Raw genomic sequence first — 21,509 nt, forward strand, 5'->3', positions numbered from 1 at the left:
CACCCAGCCTGACGGCAGTGTAGGTCAGGTCCTGACCTATACGTGCGCGATCCTGGACCGGTGAGCGGAACCCCCGGCCGGCTGCTGTCCCTGCTGTCGCTGCTGCAGTCCCGTCGCGACTGGCCGGGCTCGCTGCTGGCGCAGCGGCTGGAGGTCAGCCCCCGCACGGTGCGCCGGGACGTCGACCGGCTGCGCGACCTGGGCTACCCGGTGCAGGCCACCATGGGCCCGGACGGCGGCTACCGGCTCGCCGCGGGGGCCGACCTGCCGCCGCTGCTGCTGGACGACGAGCAGGCCGTCGCGGTCGCGCTCGCGCTGCAGCTGTCCGCCGACGACGCCGCGCACCGCGCGCTGGCCGTGCTGCGCCAGGTCATGCCGTCGCGGCTGCGGCACCGGCTGGACGCCGTGCAGGTCGCCGCCGTCCCGGGCCGGCCGGTCGCCGAGGTGGACCAGGAGGTGCTGGTCGCGGTCACCGCCGCGGTGCGGGCCCGGCAGGAGCTGCGCTTCGACCTGGGCGACGCGGTGCGCCGCACCCAGCCGCACGCCGTCCTCGCCCGGGAGGGTCGCTGGTACCTGCTGGCCTGGGACCTCGACCGCGACGACTGGCGGACCTTCCGGCTGGACCGGATCACCCCGCGCACCCCGCTGGGCGCCCGGTTCACCCCGCGCGAGGTGCCCGGCGGGGACCCCGGCGCGTTCGTCGCCGCGCTCTTCCGCGGCTCGCGCGACCCGGCCGCCGGGTGGCCGTGCCGGGGCCGGGTGGTGCTGGCCGCGCCGGCTGAGGCGGTCGCGCCGTACCTGGGGGACGGCGCCGTCGAGCCGCTGGACGGCGGCCGCTGCCGGGTCTCGGCCGGCTCCTGGTCCTGGGTGGGCCTGGCGGCCGCGCTGCTGCGCCTGGACGCCGACGTCTCCGACGTCCGACCGCCGGAGCTGGCCCGGGCGTTCGCCGACCTGGGGGCCCGCTGCGCCGCGGTCAGTCGACCGTCGTCGCCGGCTGGCCGCCGACCGGCTCGGCCTCGCTCATCGCCAGCAGCCGGTTCGCGCTCATCAGGGTGATGCCGCGGTCGGCGATCTGCTGCAGCGCCGAGGGCAGCGCCCGCACCTCGAGCTCGCGCCGCTCCGACAGCGCCTGCGCGAAGGAGGCGGTGGGGTCGAAGGTGCCCTGGCCGATGCCGTCGTGCAGGCCCAGCACGTCGCCGGCGACCACCGTCGCGCCCATGTAGTCACCGATCTCGCGCACCTCCTTCTTGTCCCCGGGGCCGCGGGTGACCGACCAGATGTAGGTGTCGTAGCCCAGCTCGGCGGCGACCCGCAGCGCGTAGCCGGTGATCTCCCCGCGCGGGGGCCGGAAGCTGGTGAACGGCTGGTCGACCAGCGCGGCGACCTCGTCGCGGCAGCGCACCAGCTCGTCGCGGGTCTGCGCCGCGGTGAGCGTGGTCAGGTCCTTGTGCGTCCAGGTGTGGTTGCCGATCTCGTGCCCGGCGGCCAGCACCTCGCGCAGCAGGTCGGGGTGCTGCACGGCGTTGTAGCCCATCACGTTGAACGTCGCCGTCACCCCGGCGGCGGCCAGCGCCTCCAGGATGCGCGGCGTGAACTCCGGCGTCGGGCCGTCGTCGAAGCTGATGCAGGCGACGGGTGAGGTCACCGTCGTGCTCCAGACGACGCGGTGCGTGCCCAGCCGGGCGACCGCCTCGCCCTCGTCGGCGGCGCCGCCGGCCTCGGCGAAGCGGGCCTCGGCCGCCTGCCGGGCCTCGTCGCGGACCTGGTCGTCGTCGCGGGCCACGACCGTGCCGATCGTCCCGCCGGCCGCCGCGCCGACCACCAGGCCGCCGATCCCGAGCCCGGCGCGGCCCAGGAACTGCCTCCTGCTGCTGCTCATGGCCCCGTTCTACCGCCCGGGGCCTGGGAGAACGCTGCCAACCGGGCAGATCCGGCTGTGGGTCTCCTGGGAGCGGGCGTCGAACGGCTGCGCGCGACCTACCGTCGCCCGACGTGAGCGCACGGGGGACGACGACGGGCCGGCGGCTGGCCGTCGCCGCGGTCGTCACCGCCGTGGTGCTCGGTGCGGCCTGGACCCAGCGGCGCGACCTGGCCGGCGTCGTCCGCGGGGTGCACCTGGCCGACCCGCGCTGGCTGCTGGTCCTCGGCGCCGCGCTGCTGCTGTGGTGGGCCGCCTGGACCGCGCTGCACGCCGCCGCGCTGGCCGGGGTCACCCGGGTGCGCGCCGCCGACCTGCCCGCGGTCGCCGGCGGCGCGGTCGCCGCCGTCGCGCTGAACTCCGTCGTCACCTCCGCCGGGCTGGCCGGGCTGGCCGCGATGACCCGGGCCGGACGGCGCCGCGGGATGCCCGGCCCGCAGGTGGCCACCGGGTACCTGCTGGCCGCCACCGTCACCGACCTGGGCTTCCTGCTGGTGATGCTGGCCGGGTTCGGGGTGCTGGGCGCCCGCGGCGAGCTGACCGGCCTGGACCGGCTGGCCGGCGGGCTGTTCGGCCTGCTGTCGGTCGCCCGGGTCGCGCTCACCGTGCTGGCCGTCCGCCGCCCGGCCGCCCTGGAGGCGCTGGCCGCCCGGGCCGCGCGGGTGCGGGCCGCCGTGCTGCGCCGTCCGGCCGCTCCGCCGGACCAGGCGCGCACCCGGGAGCTGGTCGAGGCCGCCGACGTGCTGACCCGCCGCCCGGTGCGGGCGGTGCCGCCGCTGCTGGCGGCGACCGCGGTCGACGTGGCCGGGGTGCTCATGCTCTGGGCGGCGCTGGCTGCCGTCGGCGGACCCCGCGACCTGGGCCTGGCCCTGTCGGCCTACGTGCTGGCCTCGGTCGCGGCGATCCTCGGCCCGCTGCCCGGCGGCATCGGCGCGGCCGAGCTGGGCGCGGCCGCCGCGCTCGCCGTCGCCGGGGTGCCGCTGGGCACCGCCGCCGCGGCCACCCTGCTGTTCCGGGTCGCCGAGTTCTGGGTCCCGCTCGCCGTCGGCGGGCTGGCCTGGGTCGCGCTGCGCGAGGAGGAGTCGTGAACGTCGTGTCCGCCGGCCGCTGGGTCCGGCGCAGCAACGCCGTGGTGGCGCTGGTCGTGGGCCTGTCCGCGCTGGCCTCGGTGGCCGCCGTGCTGCCGCAGCCGCACCACCGCCGCCCCCCGGGCCTGCGGCCCCTCGACAGCGCCGTGGCCGCCGTCGACGGCGGGCGGTACCTGCTGCTGGGCGCCGGGCTGGTGCTGCTGCTGGTGGTCCGGGCGCTGCTGCGCGGCCGCCGGGCCGCCTGGGTGGCCGCCGTCGCGGCGCTGGTGGCCGCCACCGCCGGGTCGCTGGTGGTGCACCGGCACCTCCCCGTGTCGGTGGTGCTCGCGCTGCTCACCGTCGGGGTCGCGCTCAACGGCCGGTCGTTCGTGGCCCGCGGCGACCCGATGCTGGTCCGGCGCGGCGGCGCCGTGCTGGTCGGCGGCGCGGCGCTGGTGGGCGTCGTCGCCACCGTCGGGCTCTACGAGCTGGACGGCCAGTTCCGCGGCGGGACGACGTTCCTGGGCTCGGTCCGCTCGGCCGCCCGGCTGCTGCTCATGCTGCCGGTGGACGACGAACCGCTGACCCGGCACGCCGAGTGGCTGGTGTCGGCCTCCCGCGGCGCGGCGCTGGCCGTGGTGCTGGTGGGTGCGGGGCTGCTGGTGGCCGCGGTCTCCGGCGGCCGGCAGCACGGCGCCGACCGGGCGGTGGTCGCCCGGCTGCTGGCCGAGCACGCCACCACCTCGCTGGCGCACTTCCAGCTGCTGCCGGACAAGCGGTGGCTGATCGGCCGGGACGGGCAGGCCTTCGTCGGCTACGGCCTGCGCGGCCGGACGGCGGTCGCGCTCGGCGGGCCGGTCGGCGCCCCGGGCAGCCGGCGCGCGGTGGCCGGGGAGTTCCTCGAGCTGTGCCGCCGCAACGGGTGGACCGCGGGGTTCCACCAGGTCACCGGTGACGAGCTCGACGACCTGGCCGCGCTGGGCCTACGCGCGTACAAGATCGGCGAGGAGGCCGTCGTCCCGCTGGACGCCGAGGTGCCCCCGGCCGGGCGGCTCGGCAAGTCCATCCGCTCCGCAGTGCGCCGCTGCGAGCGGGCCGGCTACCGGGTGGTCGCGCTCGAGCACCCGCTCACCGACGCCGACCTGGCCCGGCTGCGCGAGGTCTCCGACGCCTGGTCGGCCGACGGCGAGCACCGCGAGCGCACCTTCACCCTCGGCCAGTTCGACGCCGACCAGCTGCGCGCCACCCCCGTGCTCGCCGTCGTCGACGCGGAGGACCGGGTGCAGGCCTTCGCCAACACGCTGCCGCCCTACCGCGGCCGCGAGCGCAGCTTCGACCTGATGCGCCGCCGGCCCGGCTCGGTCAACGGCGTGATGGACCAGCTCTTCGTGGCCATGGCCGACCGGTTCCGCGCCGACGGCGGCACCGGCATGAACCTGGGGCTGGCCCCGTTCACCGGCCTGGAGGGCCAGCCCGGGGTGCCCGCCCGGGTGATGCGCCTGCTCTACGAGCACGGCGGCGCGCTGCTGGACTACGCCGGCCTGCGGTCGTTCAAGGACAAGTGGGCGCCGCGCTGGGAGCCCCGCTACCTGGTGACGACGTCGGAGAGCGCGCTGCCGCGGGTGGCCGTGGCGGTCGCCCGGCTCGGCGAGCTCCCCGACCGCCGCAACCCGCTGGTGCGGGCCGCCGACCTGGCGCGCCGGTTCCCGGTCACCGCGGCGGCCGTCGCCGTCCAGCTGTGGCTGATGCTGTCCAGCGCCTACGACCCGCAGGTGCACCAGCAGCTCTTCCAGGCCGCCGGGTCGTCGTGGGACCTGCTGACCCACGGCCAGGTCTGGCGGCTGCTCACCTCACCGGTCGTGCAGGCCAGCCCCGGTCTGGTGTGGGTGAACGTGCTGCTCCTGGCGGTGCTCCCGGTGGCCGAGGCGCGGCTGGGCAGCCGGTGGACCGCCGTCGGGTTCTTCGCCGGCGACCTGCTGGGCTCCGTGCCGGTGCTGGTGGGCACCCGGGTGGCCGCGGCGCTGGGCTTCGACCCGGCCCGGCTGCAGCTGCACGAGGTCGACGGCGGCACCTCGGCCGGCTGCTGGGCGCTGGTCGCCGCGCTGGTGGTGACCCTGCCGGCCGGGCGGTGGCGGCGGTGGGCCGGGGCGGCGCTGGCGCTGGTGATGGTCGGCGGGCTGGTGCTGGACCAGGGCATCGCCGACGTGCAGCACGCGGTGTCGGTGGCCGGGGTGGTGCTGGTGCTGACCGTGGGGCGGCGGCTGCTGGAGGCCCGGCGGAGACCGGCGGAGACCGCCGACGTCCGTCCTGGGGCGCCGGAGCCGGTGACCCAGGACGCACGCTGATCAGCCGGGCTGGTCCGTGCCGAGCGGGAGGTGCATGAGCAGCTCGTCGCGCAGCTCGCCGTCGCCCAGCCGGATCGCGCCCGGCCACCGGCCCACCTCGCGGTAGCCGTACCGGGCGTAGAAGCCGTCGGCGCCCGTGCCCGCCCGGACGGTCAGGTGCAGGGAGTGCAGGCCCAGCCCCCGCGCCCGGTCGGCGGCCGCGGTCAGCAGGCGGCCGCCGACACCGGTGCCCCGGGCCGTCGGGTGCGTCTGCACCCGCTTCAGCGTGGCCCAGTGCGCGAAGATCGGCTGCGGGTTGCGCTCGAGCACCAGCCACCCGGCCAGGCCGCCGTCCCCGGTCGCGACCAGCAGCTGGACGCCGCCGGACAGCGAGCCGACCAGCGCGTCGAGCACCGGGGCGACGGTCGCGTCGTCCACCGGGACGACGGGGAACCCGACGGCGCCGCCGGTGTTGGTGACGTCCCGCCAGCAGGCCAGCAGCGCCGCGCGCAGCGACGGGTCCACCTCGGCCGGGTCGGTCAGCCAGCGCAGCTCGCTCACCCGGTGATCCCACCAGGCCCGACCAGCAGCGAGACCGCGAGGGTGGCCATGACGACGGCGATGACGCCGTCGAGGACCCGCCAGGCCGCGGGGCGGGCGAACACCGGGCGCAGCACGCGGGCGCCGGAGCCCAGCCCGGTGAACCACAGCAGGCTGGCCGCGCAGGCGCCGGCGGCGAACCACCAGCGGTCCCCGCCGTGCGTGCCGGCGACGCTGCCGAGCAGCAGCACGGTGTCCAGGTAGACGTGCGGGTTCAGCCAGGTCAGCGCCAGCGCCGTGCCCACCACCGCACCCGCCCCGGCCCGGGAGCCACCGGCGTCGGCGGCCAGCGCGGCCGGTCGCAGCGCACGCCGGGCGGCGAGCACCGCGTAGCCCCCGAGGAACAGCGCCCCGGCCACCCGGACCACGTCCACCAGCCACGGCACCCGGGTCAGCACCGCCCCGGTCCCGCCGACGCCGGCGAGGATGAGCACCACGTCGGAGACCGCGCAGACGGCCACGACGGCGGCCACGTGCTCCCGGCGCAGGCCCTGGCGCAGCACGAAGGCGTTCTGCGCCCCGATGGCGACGATCAGCGACAGACCCAGGCCCAGCCCGGCGAGCACAGCGGTTCCCACGGGCCCGACGCTAGGCGGCCCGGCGCAACAGTTCCGCGCACGGTTCTGCGGCACCGTAAGCTGTGCTGTCGATGGACCTGGCCCAGCTGCAGGCGCTCGCCGCCGCCGTCGAGGCGGGCACCCTCGACGGCGCCGCCCGGCTGCTGCACGTCACGCCGTCCGCGGTCAGCCAGCGGCTGCGGGCCCTGGAGTCCGCGACCGGCCAGGTGCTGCTGGTCCGCAGCCGGCCCGTCGTCCCCACCGAGGCCGGTGCCGCGGTGCTCCGGCTGGCTCGGCAGGTGGAGCTGCTGGTCGCCGACACCACCGCGCAGCTCGGCGGCAGCACCGCGCCCGGGGCGCCCGCGCTCCCGGTCGCGGTCAACGCCGACTCGCTGGCCACCTGGTTCCTGCCGGCGGTCGCGCCGCTGGCCGACCGGGTGCAGCTCGACCTCCGGGTCGCCGACCAGTCGCTGACCAGCGCGCTGCTGCGCGACGGCACGGTGATGGCCGCGGTCACCGCCGACCCGGTCGCCGTCCCCGGGTGCTCGGTGCACCGGCTGGGGTCGATGACCTACCGGCCGATGGCCACCGCCGCCTTCGCCCGCGCCTGGTTCCCCGGCGGTGCGACGCCGGGTGAGCTGCGGCGGGCGCCGGTGGTGGTGTTCGACCGCACCGACGACCTGCAGGCGGCCTACCTGCGCCGGCGCACCCACGACCGGCCCACCCCGCCCACGCACTTCGTGCCGGCCAGCGCGGACTACCTGGCCGCCGTCCGGCTCGGCCTGGGCTGGGGCATGGTGCCCGACCTGCAGACCGGCCCGGACGACGGCCTGGTGGAGCTCGACCCGGCCGGTGCGGTGGACGTCGTCCTGTGGTGGCAGCAGTGGAAGCTGCGCTCGCCCAGCCTGGACGCGCTCGCCGACGCCGTCCGCGCCGCCGCCCGGGCCGCCCTGGGCTGAGCCGGGTCAGTCGTCGCCGGTGTGGCGGCCGGCCAGGCGGGCCAGCACGCGGCCGCCCTCCTGCTTCACCAGCAGCTTCTCCTGCGGGACGGCGACCGGGCCGCGGGTGGGCTGGCCGGCGTCGAGCTCGAAGGCCGAGTCGTGCCACGGGCACACCAGGCAGTCCCGGCCGCGGACCTGCTCGACCGCGCCGTCGGACAGCTGCCCGCCCAGGTGGGCGCAGGCGTCGAGGAACACGTCCACCCGGTCGCCGCGGCGGACGACGGCCAGCGGCACCGGGGTGCCCTGGCCCGGGCCGGTGCGGCGGGCGGGCCGGCCGTCGGGCAGGTCCTCCAGCGGGCCGAGGTCCACCCAGTCGTGGCCGAGCGAGCGGGCGGCGGTGGCGGCGTGGGAGACCCCGGAGCTCTGCGCGTAGCTCATGTGCCCGCCGACCGCGGCCGAGCCGCCGGCCAGCGCCAGCCCGGCGTAGGCGAGCACCCGCCCCGCCGTCCCCGCGCCGCGCCTGCGGGCGACCAGCGACCCGGCGTAGAGGCCCAGCGCGACGGAGTTCAGCGCGGCGTGCACCAGCCCGACCCGGCGCACGCCCACCTCCTGCTGCGACCAGTCGGCCGACCCGGCCAGGGCGGTGGGGACGGCGGCGGCCACCCCGGTGCCGATGAGCAGGGTCGCGGCCGGCCGCAGGGGAGGGACGGCGTCCAGCAGGCCGGCGGCCACCCAGCTGCCGACCGGCACCTGGGCCAGCACCGGGTGCAGCGGGTGGCCGAGCCAGGTGCCGTGCAGCGCGTCCTCGACCGCGCGCGGCCGCAGCGCCCGCTGCACGGCGGCGCGGGCGGGGCGGTCGGCGCCGTCGAGGGCGGGGGAGTCGGCGATGCGGTCGAGGAAGCCCAGGAGACTCATCGCCCGGGCCTACCCGGACCCCCGGGGTTCGGAACCGGTCCGGACGGATCGGGTCAGATGCCGGTGGGCGGCGGGGTGAGGAGCTCGGCGTCCTCGGTGGGCGGGGGCAGGTGGTGCGCGCCGGTCTCCAGCATCGTCTGCAGCCGGTCGAGCAGGCTCTCCAGCGACTCCTCGAACTCGGTGAGGGTCTCGTCCAGGGACAGCAGCGGCTGCAGCTCGGTGATCAGCGGGAACTCGACCAGGTCCAGCTGCTTGGTCGACGGCTTGCCGTCCGGGTCGTCCTCCGGGTGCACCGACACCCCGCGCTGGGCCACCTCGAGCAGCAGGTGCCCGAGCAGGAAGCTGGTGTAGGCACGGTAGGCCACCACGGCCTGCACGCTGGTGAACCCGTGCGTGTGCAGGGCGCGCAGCAGCGACTCGACCCACTTCAGGCTGCGCAGCGGCGGGCGCACCCACGGGGCGGCCGGCGGGCGGGTGGCCACCAGCGGGAACAGCGCCGGGTGGGCCAGGGCGATGCGCCGGACGCCGTGGGCCAGCCGCTGGAGGTAGTCCTGCCAGCCGAACCTCGGCTCGAAGAGCACCTCCTCGTCGGCGAACAGCTCGTCGACGACGGTGTCCACCACGCCGTCGAGCAGGTCGTCGCGGCCGGGCACGTACCGGTACAGGCTCATCGCCTCGACCCCGAGCGCGGACCCCAGGCGGCGCATGGTCAGCAGGGGCAGGCCGTGGGCGTCGATGTAGTCGATGGCCGCGGAGATGATCCGCTCCCGGTCCAGCGGCACCCGGGTGCCCAGGCTGGGGGGCCCGGTGGCGTCCTCGGCCGCGCGTCGACCCCGGTTCTCGGGCAGGTCGGGGTCGTCCGGGTGGTCGGGCGCCTCGAGCCCGCCGTCCTGGATCGCACCCACGTCCGTACCCGGCTGGTCGTCCCCGGGGGCTGCCACTGGTCCACCTTCCGTCGTGCCGTCCGGTCGAGGTTGCCTTGCACACGGGGGCGCCGCACGTCGAGACGCGGGGGGTGTGATCTGTCCCGCACATGTTTGGCCGGCGCGCTTACGGCGTAATGAAGCCCTGTCCGCAGGGCGCTTACGACGTAGGAACCATTGCGGACGATCCGGTTGCGGACTCATCCGTCCCTCCGGGCCCGGCAGGGCGACCGCTCTGCCGGAACCGGCACCACCCACGGTGCCCGACCCACGGGAGCAACGCCATGAGCGGTCTCGACAAGATCAAGAACAAGGCCGAGGAGCTGGTCGGGGAGGCCAAGGAGGCCATCGGCAAGGCCACCGACAACGAGAAGCTCCAGGCCGAGGGCCAGGCGGACCAGACCTCCGCCAACACCAAGCAGGCCGGCGAGAAGGTCAAGGACGTCTTCAAGTAGGCCGCCCTCGGGGCCGGGCGACGACCGCCCGGCCCCGGCCCCGCACCACCCGTCCACCCGTCCACCCCCGCCCGGAGCGGGAACCCGTCCCAGGAGTGACCGTGTCCATCGACCCGAACCCCCGCCCCGCGACCACGCCGGGCGCCCACGCCGCGCCCGCCGACACCACCGTGGCCGCCACCCCCACCCGTCGTGACGTCGTCGCCGCGGAGAAGCAGCGCGCCGGCGGCGTGAAGATCGGCTCGGCCTTCTTCGGCTGGCTGACCGCCACCGGCATGGCCGTGCTGCTGACCGCCCTCGTCGCCGCCGCCGGCACCGCCGTCGGCCTGGCCACCGACACCTCGCTGTCGCAGGCCGCCGACGACGCCACGAACAACCCGCAGGCCGTGGGCTGGGCCGGGGGCATCGCCCTCCTGGTGATCCTGTTCCTCTCCTACTACTCCGGTGGCTACGTGGCCGGCCGCATGGCCCGCTTCCACGGCGCCCGCCAGGGCATCGCGGTGTGGGTCTGGGCCGTCGTCGTCGCGGTCGTCGTCGCGGTGCTGGCCGCCGTCGCCGGCAACCAGTACGACGTGCTGGGCCAGCTCAACGCCTTCCCCCGACTGCCCGTCAACGAGGGTGACCTGAGCACCACCGCGATCGTCGTGGCGCTGGTCGTCGCCGGTGTCGCCCTGGTCGGCTCGGTCCTCGGTGGCCTGGCCGGCATGCGGTTCCACCGCAAGGTCGACCGCGCCGGGCTCGGCGACTGATCCACCCCCTGCGCTCCGGCCCGGCCCCCGCACGGGGGCCGGGGCGGAGGCGTGCTCAGGTGCGGAAGTTGGCCTGGATGCGACGCAGCAGGAAGTCCCCGGCGGTGATCGGCTCCTCGCCCGGGGCCTCGATCACCGCGTCCTTGTCGGCCTGGGCGAAGTAGGCGATCGAGAAGCGCGGGTCGGTCGGGTCCCCGGGGCCGGGTGCGGCCACCCGGTGGAAGTTCGACGGCAGCCGCCCGCCCGACCAGCGCTCCAGCATGTCCCCGATGTTGCAGGTGATGGCCTCGTCGGTGGCCGGCACCGGCGTCCAGGCGTACCCGACCGCCGAGGGCCGGGCCGCCTCGGCGCCCGGGAGCACCTGCAGGCCGTCCTGCCCGGCCCGCTGGAAGAGCAGGGTCAGGCAGTCGAAGTCGGTGTGCGCGCCGGCCCGCCAGGTGCCCGGGACGCCGACCAGCTCGTCCGGGAACGCCATGTAGTGGATCAGCCGCAGGCACGACTGGTACTGCGGGTTCGCCGGGTCGTGCACGCCGGCGAAGAAGTCGCGCGGCAGCTCGAGCACGTCGGCGAAGCAGGACAGCACGGTCATGGCCACCTCGTGGCAGTGCGCCTCGAAGGCCAGCACGGTGTCGCGGAACCCGGCCACCTCGCCGTCGGTGGGCCACAGCCCCTCCATGTGCGGGCGGGTGAGCTGCCAGGACTCCTTCTGGTCCGGCGTCCCGACCGAGGGTCGCACCTGGGACTTGAACTCGTAGCCGGCGTTGAGGCCCTTCTTCATCGGGTAGCGCGCCTTGACCTCGGCGGGCAGCGCGAAGAACGCCCGCGCGGCGGCGAAGGCGCCGTCCACCTCCGCGGGGGTGATGCCGTGGTCGACGACCTGGAAGAAGCCGATGTCGGTCGCGGCCGACCACAGCTGCTCGGTGACCTCGGCCCGGCGGGTGGCCAGGTCGGCGAGGGAGATGCGGCGGACCTCGCGGTCGGTCGTCAGGGTGCCGGGGGCACCCATCCGGGACTCGCGGGCCAGCTCGGACAGGGTGGGCGTGCTCATGGTGGGGACCCCCGAGGGGTGGCCGCACGGCAGCTGCCGCGGCTCTGCGGCCCATTCGAACCGGGGTCCCGGCAGCCGGCAAGGCCCCGCGACCAGACGTAACGCAGGCTTCACACCGGCAGGTCTGGTTGGGTGGTCCACGGACGCCGGGACCTCCCCGGCACCCGACCCGAGGAGAACCGCGTGGCCGAGCTGACCCGTCCCGACGTCGAGCCCCCCACCGGCCCGGCCCCCGACGACCTCGTCGTCGAGGACATCACCGTCGGCGACGGCGCCGAGGCCACCCCCGGCAGCCTGGTGTCCGCGCACTACGTGGGCGTGACCCACGACGGCGGCGAGCAGTTCGACGCCTCCTGGGACCGCGGCGACCCGCTGGAGTTCCGCCTCGGCGTCGGCATGGTCATCACCGGCTGGGACGAGGGCATCGCCGGCATGAAGGTCGGCGGCCGCCGCCGGCTGACCATCCCGCCGCACAAGGCCTACGGCGACCGCGGCGCGGGCGGGGTCATCAAGCCCGGCGCCACGCTGGTCTTCGTCGTCGACCTCGTCGGCGTGCGCTAGCCGACGGAGTGGTGCACGGCCTCGGCGTTGTTGCCGTCGGGGTCGCGCAGGAACGTGCCGTAGTAGCCGGGGTGGTACTCGGGCCACACCCGCGGCGCGTGCAGCACCTCGAAGCCGGCCGCGACCGCAGCGGCGTGCACGGCGTCGACCGCGGCCCGGTCCGGCGCGGTGAACGCCAGGTGCACCTCGCCGTCGGTGCGGCCCCCGTGCGGGGCCAGCCAGAAGTGCGGGACGCCGTCGGCGCCGGCGACGCCGATCACCGGCCCGGCGGGGGTGCCGAACCGCGCCGCCTCCCGGAACCCGAGCGGGGCGAACGCGGTCAGGTAGAAGCGCAGCGCGGCCTCGGGGTCGGCGCAGGGGATGCCCAGGTGGTCCAGCACGGCCCCGATCCTGGCCCGGGGAACACCGCGGGCGGAAGGGGTGTTGGGCCGCGCGTGAAGGTGGAGATCTGGTCCGACGTCGTGTGCCCCTGGTGCTACATCGGCAAGCGCCGGTTCGAGACCGCCCTGTCGCGGTTCGAGCACGCCGACGCCGTCGAGGTGGTCTGGCGCAGCTTCCAGCTCGACCCCACCGTCGCCGAGGGCGACGTGCACCCGACCCTGCCGGCGCTGGCCCGCAAGTACGGCCGCTCCGAGGACGAGATGCGCGAGCAGATGACCTCGCTGGACGCGCTGGCGCTGCGCGAGGGCCTGCACTACGACCTGGCGAACGGGGTCAGCGGCAACACCCTGCTCGCCCACCAGCTCATCCACCTGGCCGCCGAGCAGGGGAAGCAGGACGCCATGAAGGAGCGCCTGCTGCACGCCCACTTCGAGCAGCAGGTGTCGGTCTTCGACCTGGACTCGCTGGTGGGCCTGGGCGCCGAGGTCGGCCTGGACGCCGACGAGGTGCGCGCCGCGCTGACCGACCGCCGGTACCTGGACGCCGTCCGCGAGGACATCGCCACCGCGCAGGCCCTCGGCGCCACCGGCGTGCCGTTCTTCGTGGTCGACCGCACCTACGGCGCCGCGGGCGCCCAGGACCCGTCGGTGCTGCTGCAGCTGCTGGAGCGGGCCTGGGCCGACAGCCACCCGCTGGCCACCGTGCCGCCGGCCGCGGGCTGCGAGGGCGACAGCTGCACCGTGTGACCTAGGGTCGCGGTCATGGAGGGGACGCCGCGGATCCGTATCTCGGACGCCGACCGGGAGCGGGCCGCGCAGCGGCTGCACACCGCCATGGCCGAGGGGCGGATCAGCTTCGCCGAGCTCGACGAGCGGCTGACCACCGTCTACGCCGCCCGGTACGCCGAGGACCTCCAGCCACCGCTGGCCGACCTCCCGCCCGAGCACCCCCCGGCGCCGTCGGGCCTGGCCGTCGTACCCCCGGCCACCCCGACCACCTGGCAGCCCGCGCCCCCCGCGGGCCCCGCGCCGGTGGTGCTGAAGTCCGGGATGGGCGACATCAAGCGCACCGGCGCCTGGCAGGTGCCCCCGGTCCTCGAGGTGCAGAGCACGATGGGCGACGCCGTCCTGGACTTCACCCGGGCGGTGCTGCCCCAGCAGGTGGTCGAGGTCCGGGTCAAGCTCGGCGCCGGCACCGCCAGGTTCATCCTCCCCGACGGCGCGACCGCGGACGTCGACGGCGTCTCGGCGGGGATGGGCAGCGTGAAGAGCAAGGTGCCCGCCGGGCCGCAGCACGGGCAGCTGCACCTGGTGGTGCGCGGCAAGGTCTCGATGGGCGACGTCGTCGTCCGGTACCCGTACGAGGTCGGCCGCTTCCGGTTCTGAGCCGCCGGGTAGTGGCCGACGGTGCTGAACCGAGCCGACCCCTTCCCCGACCGGCCCGGCCCGGTCGTCGTCCTGCTGCCGGCCTTCCCGCTGGACCACCGCCTGTGGGACGACGTCGCGGCCCTGCTGCCGGCCCCGCTGCGGCCGGTCGCCGTCGACCTGCCCGGCCTGGGCTCCCCGGCCTCCGGCGAGCCGTCGCTGGAGCTCGCCGTCGACGGCGTCCTCGAACTGCTCGACGAGCTCGGCGCCGACCGGGCGGTCGTGGCCGGGCTCTCCACCGGCGGGTACGTCGCCGCGATGCTGGCCGGCCGCGCCCCGGAGCGGGTGGCGGCCCTGGCGCTGTGCGACACCACCACCGAGGTCGGCCCGCCCGACGTGCCCGCCGACCGCCTCGCCGTCGCCGACGACCTGGAGCAGCACGGGATCGGGGCGGTGCTGGACTCCGTCGCCGAGGGCCTGGGCCCGCACGCCGGCCCGGAGCTGGCCGAGCGGGTGGCCACGATGATCCGCTCGCAGGACCCGGCGGACGTCGCCTGGGTCTGCCGCGCGCTGGCCGCGCGGCCGGACACCTCGGCCGCCGTCCGGGACCTCCCGGCGCCGGTGCTGCTGCTCTTCGGCGAGCACGACGCGCCCACCCCGCCGGAGGACCGGCTGGCGGAGCTGCGCGCGCTGCGGCCCGACGCGACCGCGGTGGTGGTGCCCGGCTCCGGGCACCTGACCGCGCTGGAGGCCCCGGCCGAGGTGGCCGGGGCGCTCGCGGCGCTGGCCCGGGCCTAGCCCGGGGGCTGCTGCTCGGTCAGCTGCTCGTCGGCCTCGCCGGCCGGGTCGTCGGACAGCTCGTCCTCGCCGGCGGCCAGGTCGTCGTCCTCGGCGGAGGCGAGGTCGGCGCCCTCGGCGAGGGCGCCGGGGTCGGCCTGGGTGGTGCGCGGGTCGGCGGCGGGGTCGGGGACGTCGGGGTCGGTGACGGTCATGGCCGACCCCGTGCCCGCGCAGGGCCGTCGCCAACCGGACCTGCAAGACGTCCCAGACGTCTGGTCACGGACAAGACGTCAGATACGTCTCACCCGTTCCATCTGTCCGTGGCCCTGCTGCGGCGCTAGCCTCGTCCGATCGCACCAGCGCCGGGGCGAGCTCCGCACCGGCGGCAACGATGGATGGAGACGCCCGTGACGTCCGTGGCCACCCCCGGTCTGGAGAACGCCCCCACCACCCACTCCCGGCTGCTGGCCTGGGTGGCCGAGATGGCGGAGCTGACCACCCCGGACCGCGTGGTGTGGGTGGACGGCAGCGACGAGGAGTGGACCCGGCTCACCGAGCAGCTGGTGGCCGCGGGCACCTTCACCCGGCTGGCCGCCAAGCCCAACTCCTTCCTGGCCCAGTCCGACCCCAGCGACGTCGCCCGGGTCGAGGACCGCACCTACATCTGCTCCGTCGACGAGGCCGACGCCGGTCCCACCAACAACTGGATGGACCCGGCCGAGATGAAGTCGGTCATGACCGGGCTGTACCGCGGCTGCATGCGCGGCCGCACCATGTACGTCATCCCGTTCTGCATGGGCCCCATCGACGCCGAGTCGCCGATGTTCGGCGTCGAGCTCACCGACTCCGAGTACGTCGTGGTCTCCATGCGGGTCATGGCCCGCATCGGCACCGCAGCGCTGCAGGCCATGGGCACCGACCGGCCCTTCGTGCCGGCCATGCACTCCCTCGGCGCCCCGCTGGAGCCCGGCCAGGCCGACGTCCCGTGGCCGTGCAGCACGACCAAGTACATCGTCCAGTTCCCCGAGGAGCGGATGATCTGGTCCTACGGGTCGGGCTACGGCGGCAACGCCCTGCTGGGCAAGAAGTGCTACTCGCTGCGGATCGCCTCGGTCATGGCCCGCGACGAGGGCTGGCTGGCCGAGCACATGCTGATCCTCAAGCTCACCAACCCCGAGGGCGCGGTGCACTACATCGCCGCCGCGTTCCCCAGCGCCTGCGGCAAGACCAACCTGGCGATGCTGGAGCCCACCATCCCGGGCTGGAAGGTCGAGACCCTCGGCGACGACATCGCCTGGATGCGGTTCGGCGAGGACGGCCGGCTCTACGCCCTCAACCCCGAGTTCGGCCTGTTCGGCGTCGCGCCGGGCACGGGCTGGGACACCAACCCCAACGCGATGCGCACCATCGAGCAGGGCAACTCGGTGTTCACCAACGTGGCGCTCACCGACGACGGCGACGTCTGGTGGGAGGGCATGACCGACGAGCCCCCGGCCCACCTCACCGACTGGAAGGGCCGCGACTGGACGCCGGAGTCCGACGAGCCCTCCAGCCACCCGAACAGCCGGTTCTGCACCCCGATCACTCAGTGCCCGATCCTCGCCCCCGAGTGGGACGACCCGAAGGGCGTGCCGATCTCGGCGATCCTGTTCGGCGGCCGCCGCAAGACCACCATCCCGCTGGTCACCCAGGCCCGGGACTGGAACCACGGCGTGTTCATGGGCGCGACGCTGTCCTCGGAGACCACCGCGGCGGCCACCGGCGCCGTCGGCGTCATCCGCCGCGACCCGTTCGCGATGCTGCCCTTCATCGGCTACAACGCCGGCGACTACTTCAACCACTGGGTGGAGACCGGCAAGTCCGCCGACGCCACCAAGCTGCCGGCGATCTTCTACGTCAACTGGTTCCGCCGGGACGACGAGGGCGGCTTCCTGTGGCCGGGCTTCGGCGAGAACTCCCGCGTGCTCAAGTGGGTCGTCGAACGGCTGGAGGGCACCGCCTCGGCCGTGGAGACCCCGGTCGGCCACGTGCCCACCGCCGACTCCCTCGACGTCGAGGGCCTGGGCATGACCCCCGAGCAGGTCGAGGCCGCGCTCGCGGTGCGGCCCGAGGAGTGGCGCGAGGAGATCCCGCAGATCACCGAGTGGTTCGAGAAGTTCGGCGACAAGCTCCCCACCACGATGTGGGACGAGCTGGAGATCCTCCGGAGCCGCCTCGCCTGACCGCCACGCCGGGCCGGGCCGTTCGCGTCGACGGTCGGGCCCGGCGCGGCTACGGTCCGTCGCATGAGGCATGTCGCCGGCTTCGTCCTCGGGCTCGTCCTCGCCGCGGGCGCCCTGCTGGCCGTCGGGCAGGGCGTGGTGCGGCTGGCGACCGCCGTGGCGGCGAACGCCACGAGCACCGAGGGCTTCGTCTGGCTCGCCGTCGGGGCGGGGGTCCTCGGGCTGGCCGCGGCCGCGCGCCGGGTGTCCCCGCTCGTGCCCTTCCTCGCCGGCGCCCCGTTCCTCGCCCTCGGCGTGCTCGCCCAGGTGGCCCCGGGGACCCTGTCCGGGACCGAGCTCCCCGCGGCCGGCGCGGCGCTGGACGGGCTCCGCACCTTCGGCGCCCTCGGCGGTGCGCTGGTGGTCGGCGGCGTCCTCGTCCTGCTGTCGCTGGTCCCGCAGGGGCGTCGTCCCCGCCGCCGGGACGACGACGAGGACGACGGGTTCACCGCGGTGCCCGACGGCCAGCCGCAGGCCTGGCGCTCACCCGAGTCCAGCACGAACGCCTACCCGCGGGCCGAGCCCTACCAGCGCCCGCCGCTGCCGCCGTCCTGACCCTCCTGCGGGCACCGGGCCCGCCCGGCGGTTAGCGTCGGGTCCGCATCCCCCACCCCCGCCGGAGGCCACCTCCCCGTGCCCAACCCGTACCTGCACGTGCTGCGCACGCCGCACGTGCTGCCGATGGTGGCGGCGGCGTTCATCGGGCGCCTGCCGCTGTCGATGATCGGGCTGGGCAGCGTGCTGCTGGTGCAGGACTACACCGGCTCGTACGCCCTGGGCGGCGGTGTGGCCGCGGCCGGTGCGGTGGCCACCGCGATCAGCGGCCCGGTCCTGGGCCGGCTGGCCGACACCCTCGGCCAGCGCCGGGTGCTGCTGCCGGTGCTCGTGGTCTTCGTGCTGGCCGGCTTCGGCTTCCTGTTCTCGGTGCGCGAGGGCTGGCCGCTGTGGGTCGTGTTCGCCACCGGCGCCCTGGCCGGGGCCTGCATCCCGCCGGTGGGGTCGATGATCCGGGTGCGCTGGACCCACCTGCTGCGCGGCACGCCGCGGCTGCCCACCGCGCTGGCGATGGAGTCGGTGGTCGACGAGTTCGTGTTCATCGTCGGCCCGGTGCTCGTCACGTTCCTGTCCACCACCGGGCACACGACCTCCGGCGTGGTCACCGCGTTCACCCTCGCCGTCGTCGGCAGCCTCGCCTTCGCCGCGCAGGGCCGCACCGAGCCGCCGGCGCACGGCCACGAGTCCCGGCAGGGTCCCTCGGCGATGCGCACCGCCGGGCTGCGGGTGCTCTTCGTCGTCGGCCTGGCCGTGGGCACCATGCTCGGCACGCTGGAGATCGCGCTGGTCGCCTTCGCCGACGAGGTGGGCGCCAAGTCCTACTCGGGCGTGCTCATCGCCGCGCTGGCCATCGGGTCCATGGTGTCGGGGATCGGCTGGGGCACCGTGCACTTCCGATCCCCGGTGCGCCGCCGGCTGCTCGCCGTCCTCGGGCTGTTCGTGCTCACCAGCCTGCCGCTGCTGGTGGTGGGCGGGCTGTGGCTGATGATCCCGTTCGTCGTGCTGGCCGGGCTGGCCGTCTCGCCGTCGCTGATCAGCGCGTTCACCCTGGCCGAGGTGCTGGTGCCCCGGGCGGTGGTCACCGAGGCCTTCACCTGGATCGGCACCGCGCTGGCGATCGGCGTCGCGCTCGGGGCCTCGGTGGCCGGCAAGGTCGTCGACGTGGTCGGGGCGAACGCGGCCTTCTCGGTGGCCACCGTCGCCGCCGCGGCGGCCGGGCTGGTCGTGGCGGTCTTCCAGCGGCTGCTGGTCGTCCCCGCCGAGCACGCCGGCGACCCCGCGCTCGCCCGCTGAGACAAAGTGCACCAAACCGGTGCGGATGCTTGCACCGGCGTCCCCGGTGTGGTGTCCTCTTCCGCGTGACGTACTCGCTCGAGCTGCACCGGAGGTCCGCCGTGGACCTGCTGCGTGTCGCCAGCGCGCTGTGTCCGGGCAGCTGACCGCACCCCAGCCCCGACCCCCGTCACCCCGCCGCGCGGACCGTCGTGCCCCGCTGCGCCCCCACCCGGAGACACCTCTGTGACCAGCACCGTGCTGCCCACCGCCCTGACCACCCCCGCGCCGCAGACCCCGGCCGACGCCCCCGCCGGGGCCGCCGCCCTCGCCGTGGCCCTCGCCATCCGCACCGACCTGTGGGCCGACCGCGTCGAGTACCGCGAGCAGTCCCGCTGGACCGCGCTGCTCGACCCCGCCGACGTCGTCCCCGCCCTGGACCCCTCGCTGCACGCCGAGCTGCGCGACGCCCAGATCTGGCTGCTGTCCTGGCTGCCCGGCCAGGGCACCCCGCTGCACGACCACGGCGCCTCCGCCGGCGCCTTCGCCGTCGCCCGCGGCACGCTGACCGAGCGCGTGGTCGCCCGTGGCACCGGCACGGCCGCGCGGCAGAGCACCGCGGACCTGGCCGCGGGCCGGGTGCGCTTCTTCGGCTCGCACTACGTGCACCAGGTGGTCAACACGCTCCACGAGCCGGCGGTGAGCGTGCACGTGTACGCCCCGCGGCTGACGCTGATGAACACCTACCGGATCGAGGGCGGCCGGCTGGTCCGCACCGGCACCGAGCGCGCCGGGGTGGACTGGTGACCGCCCTCCTCGAGCCCGCCCGCAGCCGCCCGGCCGGGGCGGTGTCGGTCGACGACCTGCTCGCCGCCGCCCGGGCCCGCATCCAGCGCGTCGCGCCGCTGCAGGCCGCCGCGCGCATCGCCGCCGGTGCGCTGCTGGTCGACATCCGCCCCGCCGCCCAGCGGTACCGGGAGGGCTGGGTGGCCGGCGCGCTGGTCGTCGAGCGCAACGTGCTGGAGTGGCGGTTCGACCCCACCAGCGACGCCCGGCTGCCCGAGGCCACCGGCTACGACGTCGACGTCGTGGTGCTCTGCTCGGAGGGCTACACCTCCAGCCTGGCCGCCGACGCCCTGCGCTCGATCGGGCTGTCCACCGCCACCGACGTGGTGGGCGGGTTCCACGCCTGGGTGGCCGCTGGCCTGCCGCACGTGCCGGGTCACGGAGTGTCCTGACCCACAGTGACCTCCTGCCCCCTCGTGCGGGGGAGTTCCCGGGTTCAGGCTGCAGTTCCGGACGGCACCGTTCGACAATGCGTCCGTGACGACCTCGAACCTGGCGGGTGAGCTGCGCGGTGCCCTCGCGGGCGTGCCCGGTACCGGGCTGCTCGAGGTCCACTTCCAGCCGGTCGTGAGCATCGCCGACGGCGACCCGCTCGGGGCCGAGGCGCTGGTGCGCTGGTGCCACCCCCGGCTGGGCCTGCTGTCCCCGGACACCTTCGTCCCGGTGGCCGAGCGCGCCGGCCTGGGCCTGCGCCTGGACGCCGCCGTCCTCGACCTGGCGCTGCGCCAGCTGGCCACCTGGGACGCCGCGGGCGTCCGGGTGCACCGGGTGGGCGTCAACCTGGGCCGCACCAGCCTGCACTCGCCCGAGCTGCTGACCACCGTGCAGCGCGCCTGCGAGCACGCCGGGGTGCTGCCCGGCCGGTTGATGCTCGAGGTCGTGGAGCACGACGAGCTGACCCTGACCCCGGAACGGCTCACCGCGGTGCAGGCGCTCGCCGACGCCGACATCACCCTGGCCCTCGACGACTTCGGCGCCGGCCACGCCGGCGTCGGCCTGCTCGGCCGGCTGCCCTTCGGCGTGCTCAAGGCCGACCGGTCCCTGCTGCCCGGCCCGCACCGCACGGCCGCCCTGCGCGCCCCCGACGCCCGCCGGGTGCTCGCCGGGGTGGTCGCACTGGCCGCCGCGGTCGGGGTGGAGGTCACCGCCGAGGGCATCGAGACCCCCGCGCACCGCGAGCTGGTCGCCGACCTCGGCGTCCCGCACGCCCAGGGCTGGCTGTACTCCCGCGCGCTGCCCGCACCGGCGTTCGCCGCCTGGTGGCGGCAGCGGGTCTCCGCGCTCGCCGCCTGACCCTGGCAGGGTGGGCCCGGTGACCCGGTCCCGACCCGCCGCCGGGGGCGGCCGGCTGGTGCTGGTGCCCCCCGCCCGGGTCGAGCGCTGGCTGGACAACGCCGCCACGCGGCACGGGTCCTTCGCCGACGTGGCCGCCGACGACGAGGGCGTGACCGTGACCTGCGCCGACGGCGCGGTGCTGCGCCTGGTGCCGCCCTTCGGCTGGGACGGCCCCGGCCCCGCCGCGCTGACCCGGCTGGGCGCCGCGGCCCGCTCGGCGCACCGGGTCGCGGTCCTGCTGGTGCGCCGGGGCCGCTGGGCGGTCGGCGTGTTCGACGGCGGCGACCTGGTGGTCTCCAAGGTCGACGCCCGGCAGGTGCAGGGCCGCACCGCCGCCGGCGGCTGGTCGCAGCAGCGCTTCGCCCGCCGCCGGGGCAACCAGACCGGCGCCGTCGTCGACCACGCGGTGGAGACCGCCGTCCGGGTGCTGCTCCCGCACGCCGGGTCCTGCGCGGCGCTGGTCACCGGCGGCGACCGCGGGCTCGTGGACGACGTCCTGGCCGACCGCCGGCTCGCCCCGCTGACCGCGCTGCGCCGGCTGGAGCCCGTCGACGTCGGCGACCCCACCAAGCAGGAGCTGCTCGCCACGCCGGACCGGTTCCGCGCCGTCCGGGTGCGCGTCCTCGACCCCGGCGTGGGCTAGGGCCGAGGACGCGT

25 protein-coding genes are annotated in these 21,509 nt (G+C 76.1%); 17 read left to right on the plus strand and 8 right to left on the minus strand.

The window, feature by feature from the left end:
* Nucleotides 1-60 precede the first annotated feature (60 nt).
* Nucleotides 61-1,056, plus strand: a complete 996-nt coding sequence (locus BM158_RS02970; RefSeq protein ID WP_091554576.1) for a helix-turn-helix transcriptional regulator — start codon at nucleotides 61-63, stop codon at nucleotides 1,054-1,056.
* Here BM158_RS02970 and BM158_RS02975 read toward each other — a convergent pair.
* Nucleotides 974-1,879 carry a polysaccharide deacetylase family protein gene (locus BM158_RS02975; protein WP_091554578.1) on the minus strand — a complete coding sequence of 302 codons (906 nt, stop codon included), beginning with the start codon at nucleotides 1,877-1,879 and terminating at the stop codon, nucleotides 974-976. The two genes, BM158_RS02970 and BM158_RS02975, sit on opposite strands and share 83 nt — an antisense overlap.
* A gap of 113 nt (nucleotides 1,880-1,992) precedes the next feature.
* Between BM158_RS02975 and BM158_RS02980 the strand changes: the two genes are divergently transcribed.
* A complete protein-coding gene (locus BM158_RS02980) occupies nucleotides 1,993-3,006 on the plus strand; it encodes a lysylphosphatidylglycerol synthase domain-containing protein (RefSeq protein ID WP_165628818.1) in 1,014 nt (337 codons plus the stop codon).
* On the plus strand, nucleotides 3,003-5,330 hold the full coding sequence (locus BM158_RS22610) for a phosphatidylglycerol lysyltransferase domain-containing protein (RefSeq protein ID WP_091554581.1): 2,328 nt from the start codon (nucleotides 3,003-3,005) through the stop codon (nucleotides 5,328-5,330). The genes BM158_RS02980 and BM158_RS22610 overlap by 4 nt, the downstream gene beginning before the upstream one ends.
* Here BM158_RS22610 and BM158_RS02990 read toward each other — a convergent pair whose 3' ends face one another.
* On the minus strand, nucleotides 5,331-5,870 hold the full coding sequence (locus BM158_RS02990; protein ID WP_091554582.1) for a GNAT family N-acetyltransferase: 540 nt from the start codon (nucleotides 5,868-5,870) through the stop codon (nucleotides 5,331-5,333).
* On the minus strand, nucleotides 5,867-6,487 hold the full coding sequence (locus tag BM158_RS02995; protein WP_229827489.1) for a LysE/ArgO family amino acid transporter: 621 nt from the start codon (nucleotides 6,485-6,487) through the stop codon (nucleotides 5,867-5,869). The genes BM158_RS02990 and BM158_RS02995 overlap by 4 nt, the downstream gene beginning before the upstream one ends.
* A gap of 71 nt (nucleotides 6,488-6,558) precedes the next feature.
* On the opposite strand from BM158_RS02995, the gene BM158_RS03000 reads away from it, so the two are divergent.
* Nucleotides 6,559-7,425 carry a LysR family transcriptional regulator ArgP gene (locus tag BM158_RS03000; RefSeq protein ID WP_229827488.1) on the plus strand — a complete coding sequence of 289 codons (867 nt, stop codon included), beginning with the start codon at nucleotides 6,559-6,561 and terminating at the stop codon, nucleotides 7,423-7,425.
* Between the two features lie 6 nt (nucleotides 7,426-7,431).
* Here the strand turns inward: BM158_RS03000 and BM158_RS03005 are convergent, their stop codons facing one another.
* Both BM158_RS03005 and BM158_RS21270 read right to left on the minus strand, forming a co-directional pair.
* Nucleotides 7,432-8,322 (minus strand): Rieske (2Fe-2S) protein, encoded by an 891-nt coding sequence (locus BM158_RS03005; protein WP_091554584.1) that lies wholly within the window; start codon nucleotides 8,320-8,322, stop codon nucleotides 7,432-7,434.
* A gap of 53 nt (nucleotides 8,323-8,375) precedes the next feature.
* Nucleotides 8,376-9,263: a TetR/AcrR family transcriptional regulator gene (locus BM158_RS21270; protein WP_229827487.1), complete on the minus strand. Its 888-nt coding sequence runs from the start codon at nucleotides 9,261-9,263 to the stop codon at nucleotides 8,376-8,378.
* Nucleotides 9,264-9,529: 266 nt separating this feature from the next.
* Here BM158_RS21270 and BM158_RS03015 point away from each other — a divergent pair, with 266 nt between their 5' ends.
* On the plus strand, nucleotides 9,530-9,700 hold the full coding sequence (locus tag BM158_RS03015) for a CsbD family protein (RefSeq protein WP_091554586.1): 171 nt from the start codon (nucleotides 9,530-9,532) through the stop codon (nucleotides 9,698-9,700).
* A gap of 101 nt (nucleotides 9,701-9,801) precedes the next feature.
* Nucleotides 9,802-10,449, plus strand: a complete 648-nt coding sequence (locus BM158_RS03020) for a hypothetical protein (RefSeq protein ID WP_229827486.1) — start codon at nucleotides 9,802-9,804, stop codon at nucleotides 10,447-10,449.
* A 55-nt stretch (nucleotides 10,450-10,504) separates the two neighbouring features.
* On the opposite strand, the gene BM158_RS03025 is transcribed toward BM158_RS03020, so the two are convergent.
* Nucleotides 10,505-11,497: an isopenicillin N synthase family dioxygenase gene (locus BM158_RS03025; RefSeq protein WP_091554587.1), complete on the minus strand. Its 993-nt coding sequence runs from the start codon at nucleotides 11,495-11,497 to the stop codon at nucleotides 10,505-10,507.
* Nucleotides 11,498-11,680: 183 nt separating this feature from the next.
* On the opposite strand from BM158_RS03025, the gene BM158_RS03030 reads away from it, so the two are divergent.
* A complete protein-coding gene (locus BM158_RS03030; protein WP_091556228.1) occupies nucleotides 11,681-12,058 on the plus strand; it encodes an FKBP-type peptidyl-prolyl cis-trans isomerase in 378 nt (125 codons plus the stop codon).
* Here BM158_RS03030 and BM158_RS03035 read toward each other — a convergent pair.
* Nucleotides 12,055-12,438 (minus strand): VOC family protein, encoded by a 384-nt coding sequence (locus tag BM158_RS03035; protein ID WP_091554589.1) that lies wholly within the window; start codon nucleotides 12,436-12,438, stop codon nucleotides 12,055-12,057. The genes BM158_RS03030 and BM158_RS03035 overlap by 4 nt on opposite strands.
* 54 nt (nucleotides 12,439-12,492) lie before the next feature.
* Here BM158_RS03035 and BM158_RS03040 point away from each other — a divergent pair, with 54 nt between their 5' ends.
* Genes BM158_RS03040 through BM158_RS03050 form a run of 3 tightly spaced genes read left to right on the plus strand, consistent with a single transcriptional unit; the run spans nucleotide 12,493 to nucleotide 14,601 of the window.
* Entirely contained in the window at nucleotides 12,493-13,185 is a 693-nt protein-coding gene (locus BM158_RS03040; protein WP_091554591.1) for a DsbA family oxidoreductase, read from the plus strand.
* A gap of 15 nt (nucleotides 13,186-13,200) precedes the next feature.
* Nucleotides 13,201-13,824 carry a DUF1707 SHOCT-like domain-containing protein gene (locus BM158_RS03045; protein ID WP_091554593.1) on the plus strand — a complete coding sequence of 208 codons (624 nt, stop codon included), beginning with the start codon at nucleotides 13,201-13,203 and terminating at the stop codon, nucleotides 13,822-13,824.
* 21 nt (nucleotides 13,825-13,845) lie between these two features.
* On the plus strand, nucleotides 13,846-14,601 hold the full coding sequence (locus BM158_RS03050; RefSeq protein WP_091554595.1) for an alpha/beta fold hydrolase: 756 nt from the start codon (nucleotides 13,846-13,848) through the stop codon (nucleotides 14,599-14,601).
* Here the strand turns inward: BM158_RS03050 and BM158_RS03055 are convergent.
* Nucleotides 14,598-14,795 (minus strand): hypothetical protein, encoded by a 198-nt coding sequence (locus BM158_RS03055; RefSeq protein WP_091554597.1) that lies wholly within the window; start codon nucleotides 14,793-14,795, stop codon nucleotides 14,598-14,600. The two genes, BM158_RS03050 and BM158_RS03055, sit on opposite strands and share 4 nt — an antisense overlap.
* 195 nt (nucleotides 14,796-14,990) lie before the next feature.
* On the opposite strand from BM158_RS03055, the gene BM158_RS03060 reads away from it, so the two are divergent.
* The 7 genes from BM158_RS03060 to BM158_RS03090 all read left to right on the plus strand — a co-directional run bounded on the left by BM158_RS03060 (nucleotide 14,991) and on the right by BM158_RS03090 (nucleotide 21,495).
* A complete protein-coding gene (locus BM158_RS03060; RefSeq protein WP_091554598.1) occupies nucleotides 14,991-16,805 on the plus strand; it encodes a phosphoenolpyruvate carboxykinase (GTP) in 1,815 nt (604 codons plus the stop codon).
* Nucleotides 16,806-16,868: 63 nt separating this feature from the next.
* A complete protein-coding gene (locus BM158_RS03065; RefSeq protein ID WP_091554601.1) occupies nucleotides 16,869-17,399 on the plus strand; it encodes a hypothetical protein in 531 nt (176 codons plus the stop codon).
* Nucleotides 17,400-17,477: 78 nt separating this feature from the next.
* Nucleotides 17,478-18,692 (plus strand): MFS transporter, encoded by a 1,215-nt coding sequence (locus tag BM158_RS03070; protein WP_091554602.1) that lies wholly within the window; start codon nucleotides 17,478-17,480, stop codon nucleotides 18,690-18,692.
* Between the two features lie 225 nt (nucleotides 18,693-18,917).
* The gene (locus BM158_RS03075) at nucleotides 18,918-19,478 is read left to right on the plus strand and encodes a cysteine dioxygenase (RefSeq protein WP_268247903.1); all 561 of its coding nucleotides are present in this window, start codon (nucleotides 18,918-18,920) and stop codon (nucleotides 19,476-19,478) included.
* A complete protein-coding gene (locus BM158_RS03080) occupies nucleotides 19,475-19,909 on the plus strand; it encodes a rhodanese-like domain-containing protein (protein WP_191328567.1) in 435 nt (144 codons plus the stop codon). The genes BM158_RS03075 and BM158_RS03080 overlap by 4 nt, the downstream gene beginning before the upstream one ends.
* 85 nt (nucleotides 19,910-19,994) lie before the next feature.
* Entirely contained in the window at nucleotides 19,995-20,810 is an 816-nt protein-coding gene (locus BM158_RS03085; protein ID WP_165628819.1) for an EAL domain-containing protein, read from the plus strand.
* A gap of 19 nt (nucleotides 20,811-20,829) precedes the next feature.
* The gene (locus BM158_RS03090; RefSeq protein WP_091554606.1) at nucleotides 20,830-21,495 is read left to right on the plus strand and encodes an acVLRF1 family peptidyl-tRNA hydrolase; all 666 of its coding nucleotides are present in this window, start codon (nucleotides 20,830-20,832) and stop codon (nucleotides 21,493-21,495) included.
* Nucleotides 21,496-21,509 lie beyond the last annotated feature (14 nt).

This window comes from Klenkia taihuensis, from assembly GCF_900112525.1.
GTDB classification, from domain to species: Bacteria; Actinomycetota; Actinomycetes; order Mycobacteriales; family Geodermatophilaceae; genus Klenkia; species Klenkia taihuensis.

Coding starts and splice junctions, on each gene's coding strand:
- BM158_RS02975 (WP_091554578.1), bottom strand. CDS start 1,879: ATGAGCAGCAGCAGGAGGCAGTTCCTGGGCCGCGCCGGGCTCGGGATC.
- BM158_RS03000 (WP_229827488.1), top strand. CDS start 6,559: ATGGACCTGGCCCAGCTGCAGGCGCTCGCCGCCGCCGTCGAGGCGGGC.
- BM158_RS03005 (WP_091554584.1), bottom strand. CDS start 8,322: ATGAGTCTCCTGGGCTTCCTCGACCGCATCGCCGACTCCCCCGCCCTC.
- BM158_RS03015 (WP_091554586.1), top strand. CDS start 9,530: ATGAGCGGTCTCGACAAGATCAAGAACAAGGCCGAGGAGCTGGTCGGG.
- BM158_RS03025 (WP_091554587.1), bottom strand. CDS start 11,497: ATGAGCACGCCCACCCTGTCCGAGCTGGCCCGCGAGTCCCGGATGGGT.
- BM158_RS03045 (WP_091554593.1), top strand. CDS start 13,201: ATGGAGGGGACGCCGCGGATCCGTATCTCGGACGCCGACCGGGAGCGG.
- BM158_RS03055 (WP_091554597.1), bottom strand. CDS start 14,795: ATGACCGTCACCGACCCCGACGTCCCCGACCCCGCCGCCGACCCGCGC.
- BM158_RS03065 (WP_091554601.1), top strand. CDS start 16,869: ATGAGGCATGTCGCCGGCTTCGTCCTCGGGCTCGTCCTCGCCGCGGGC.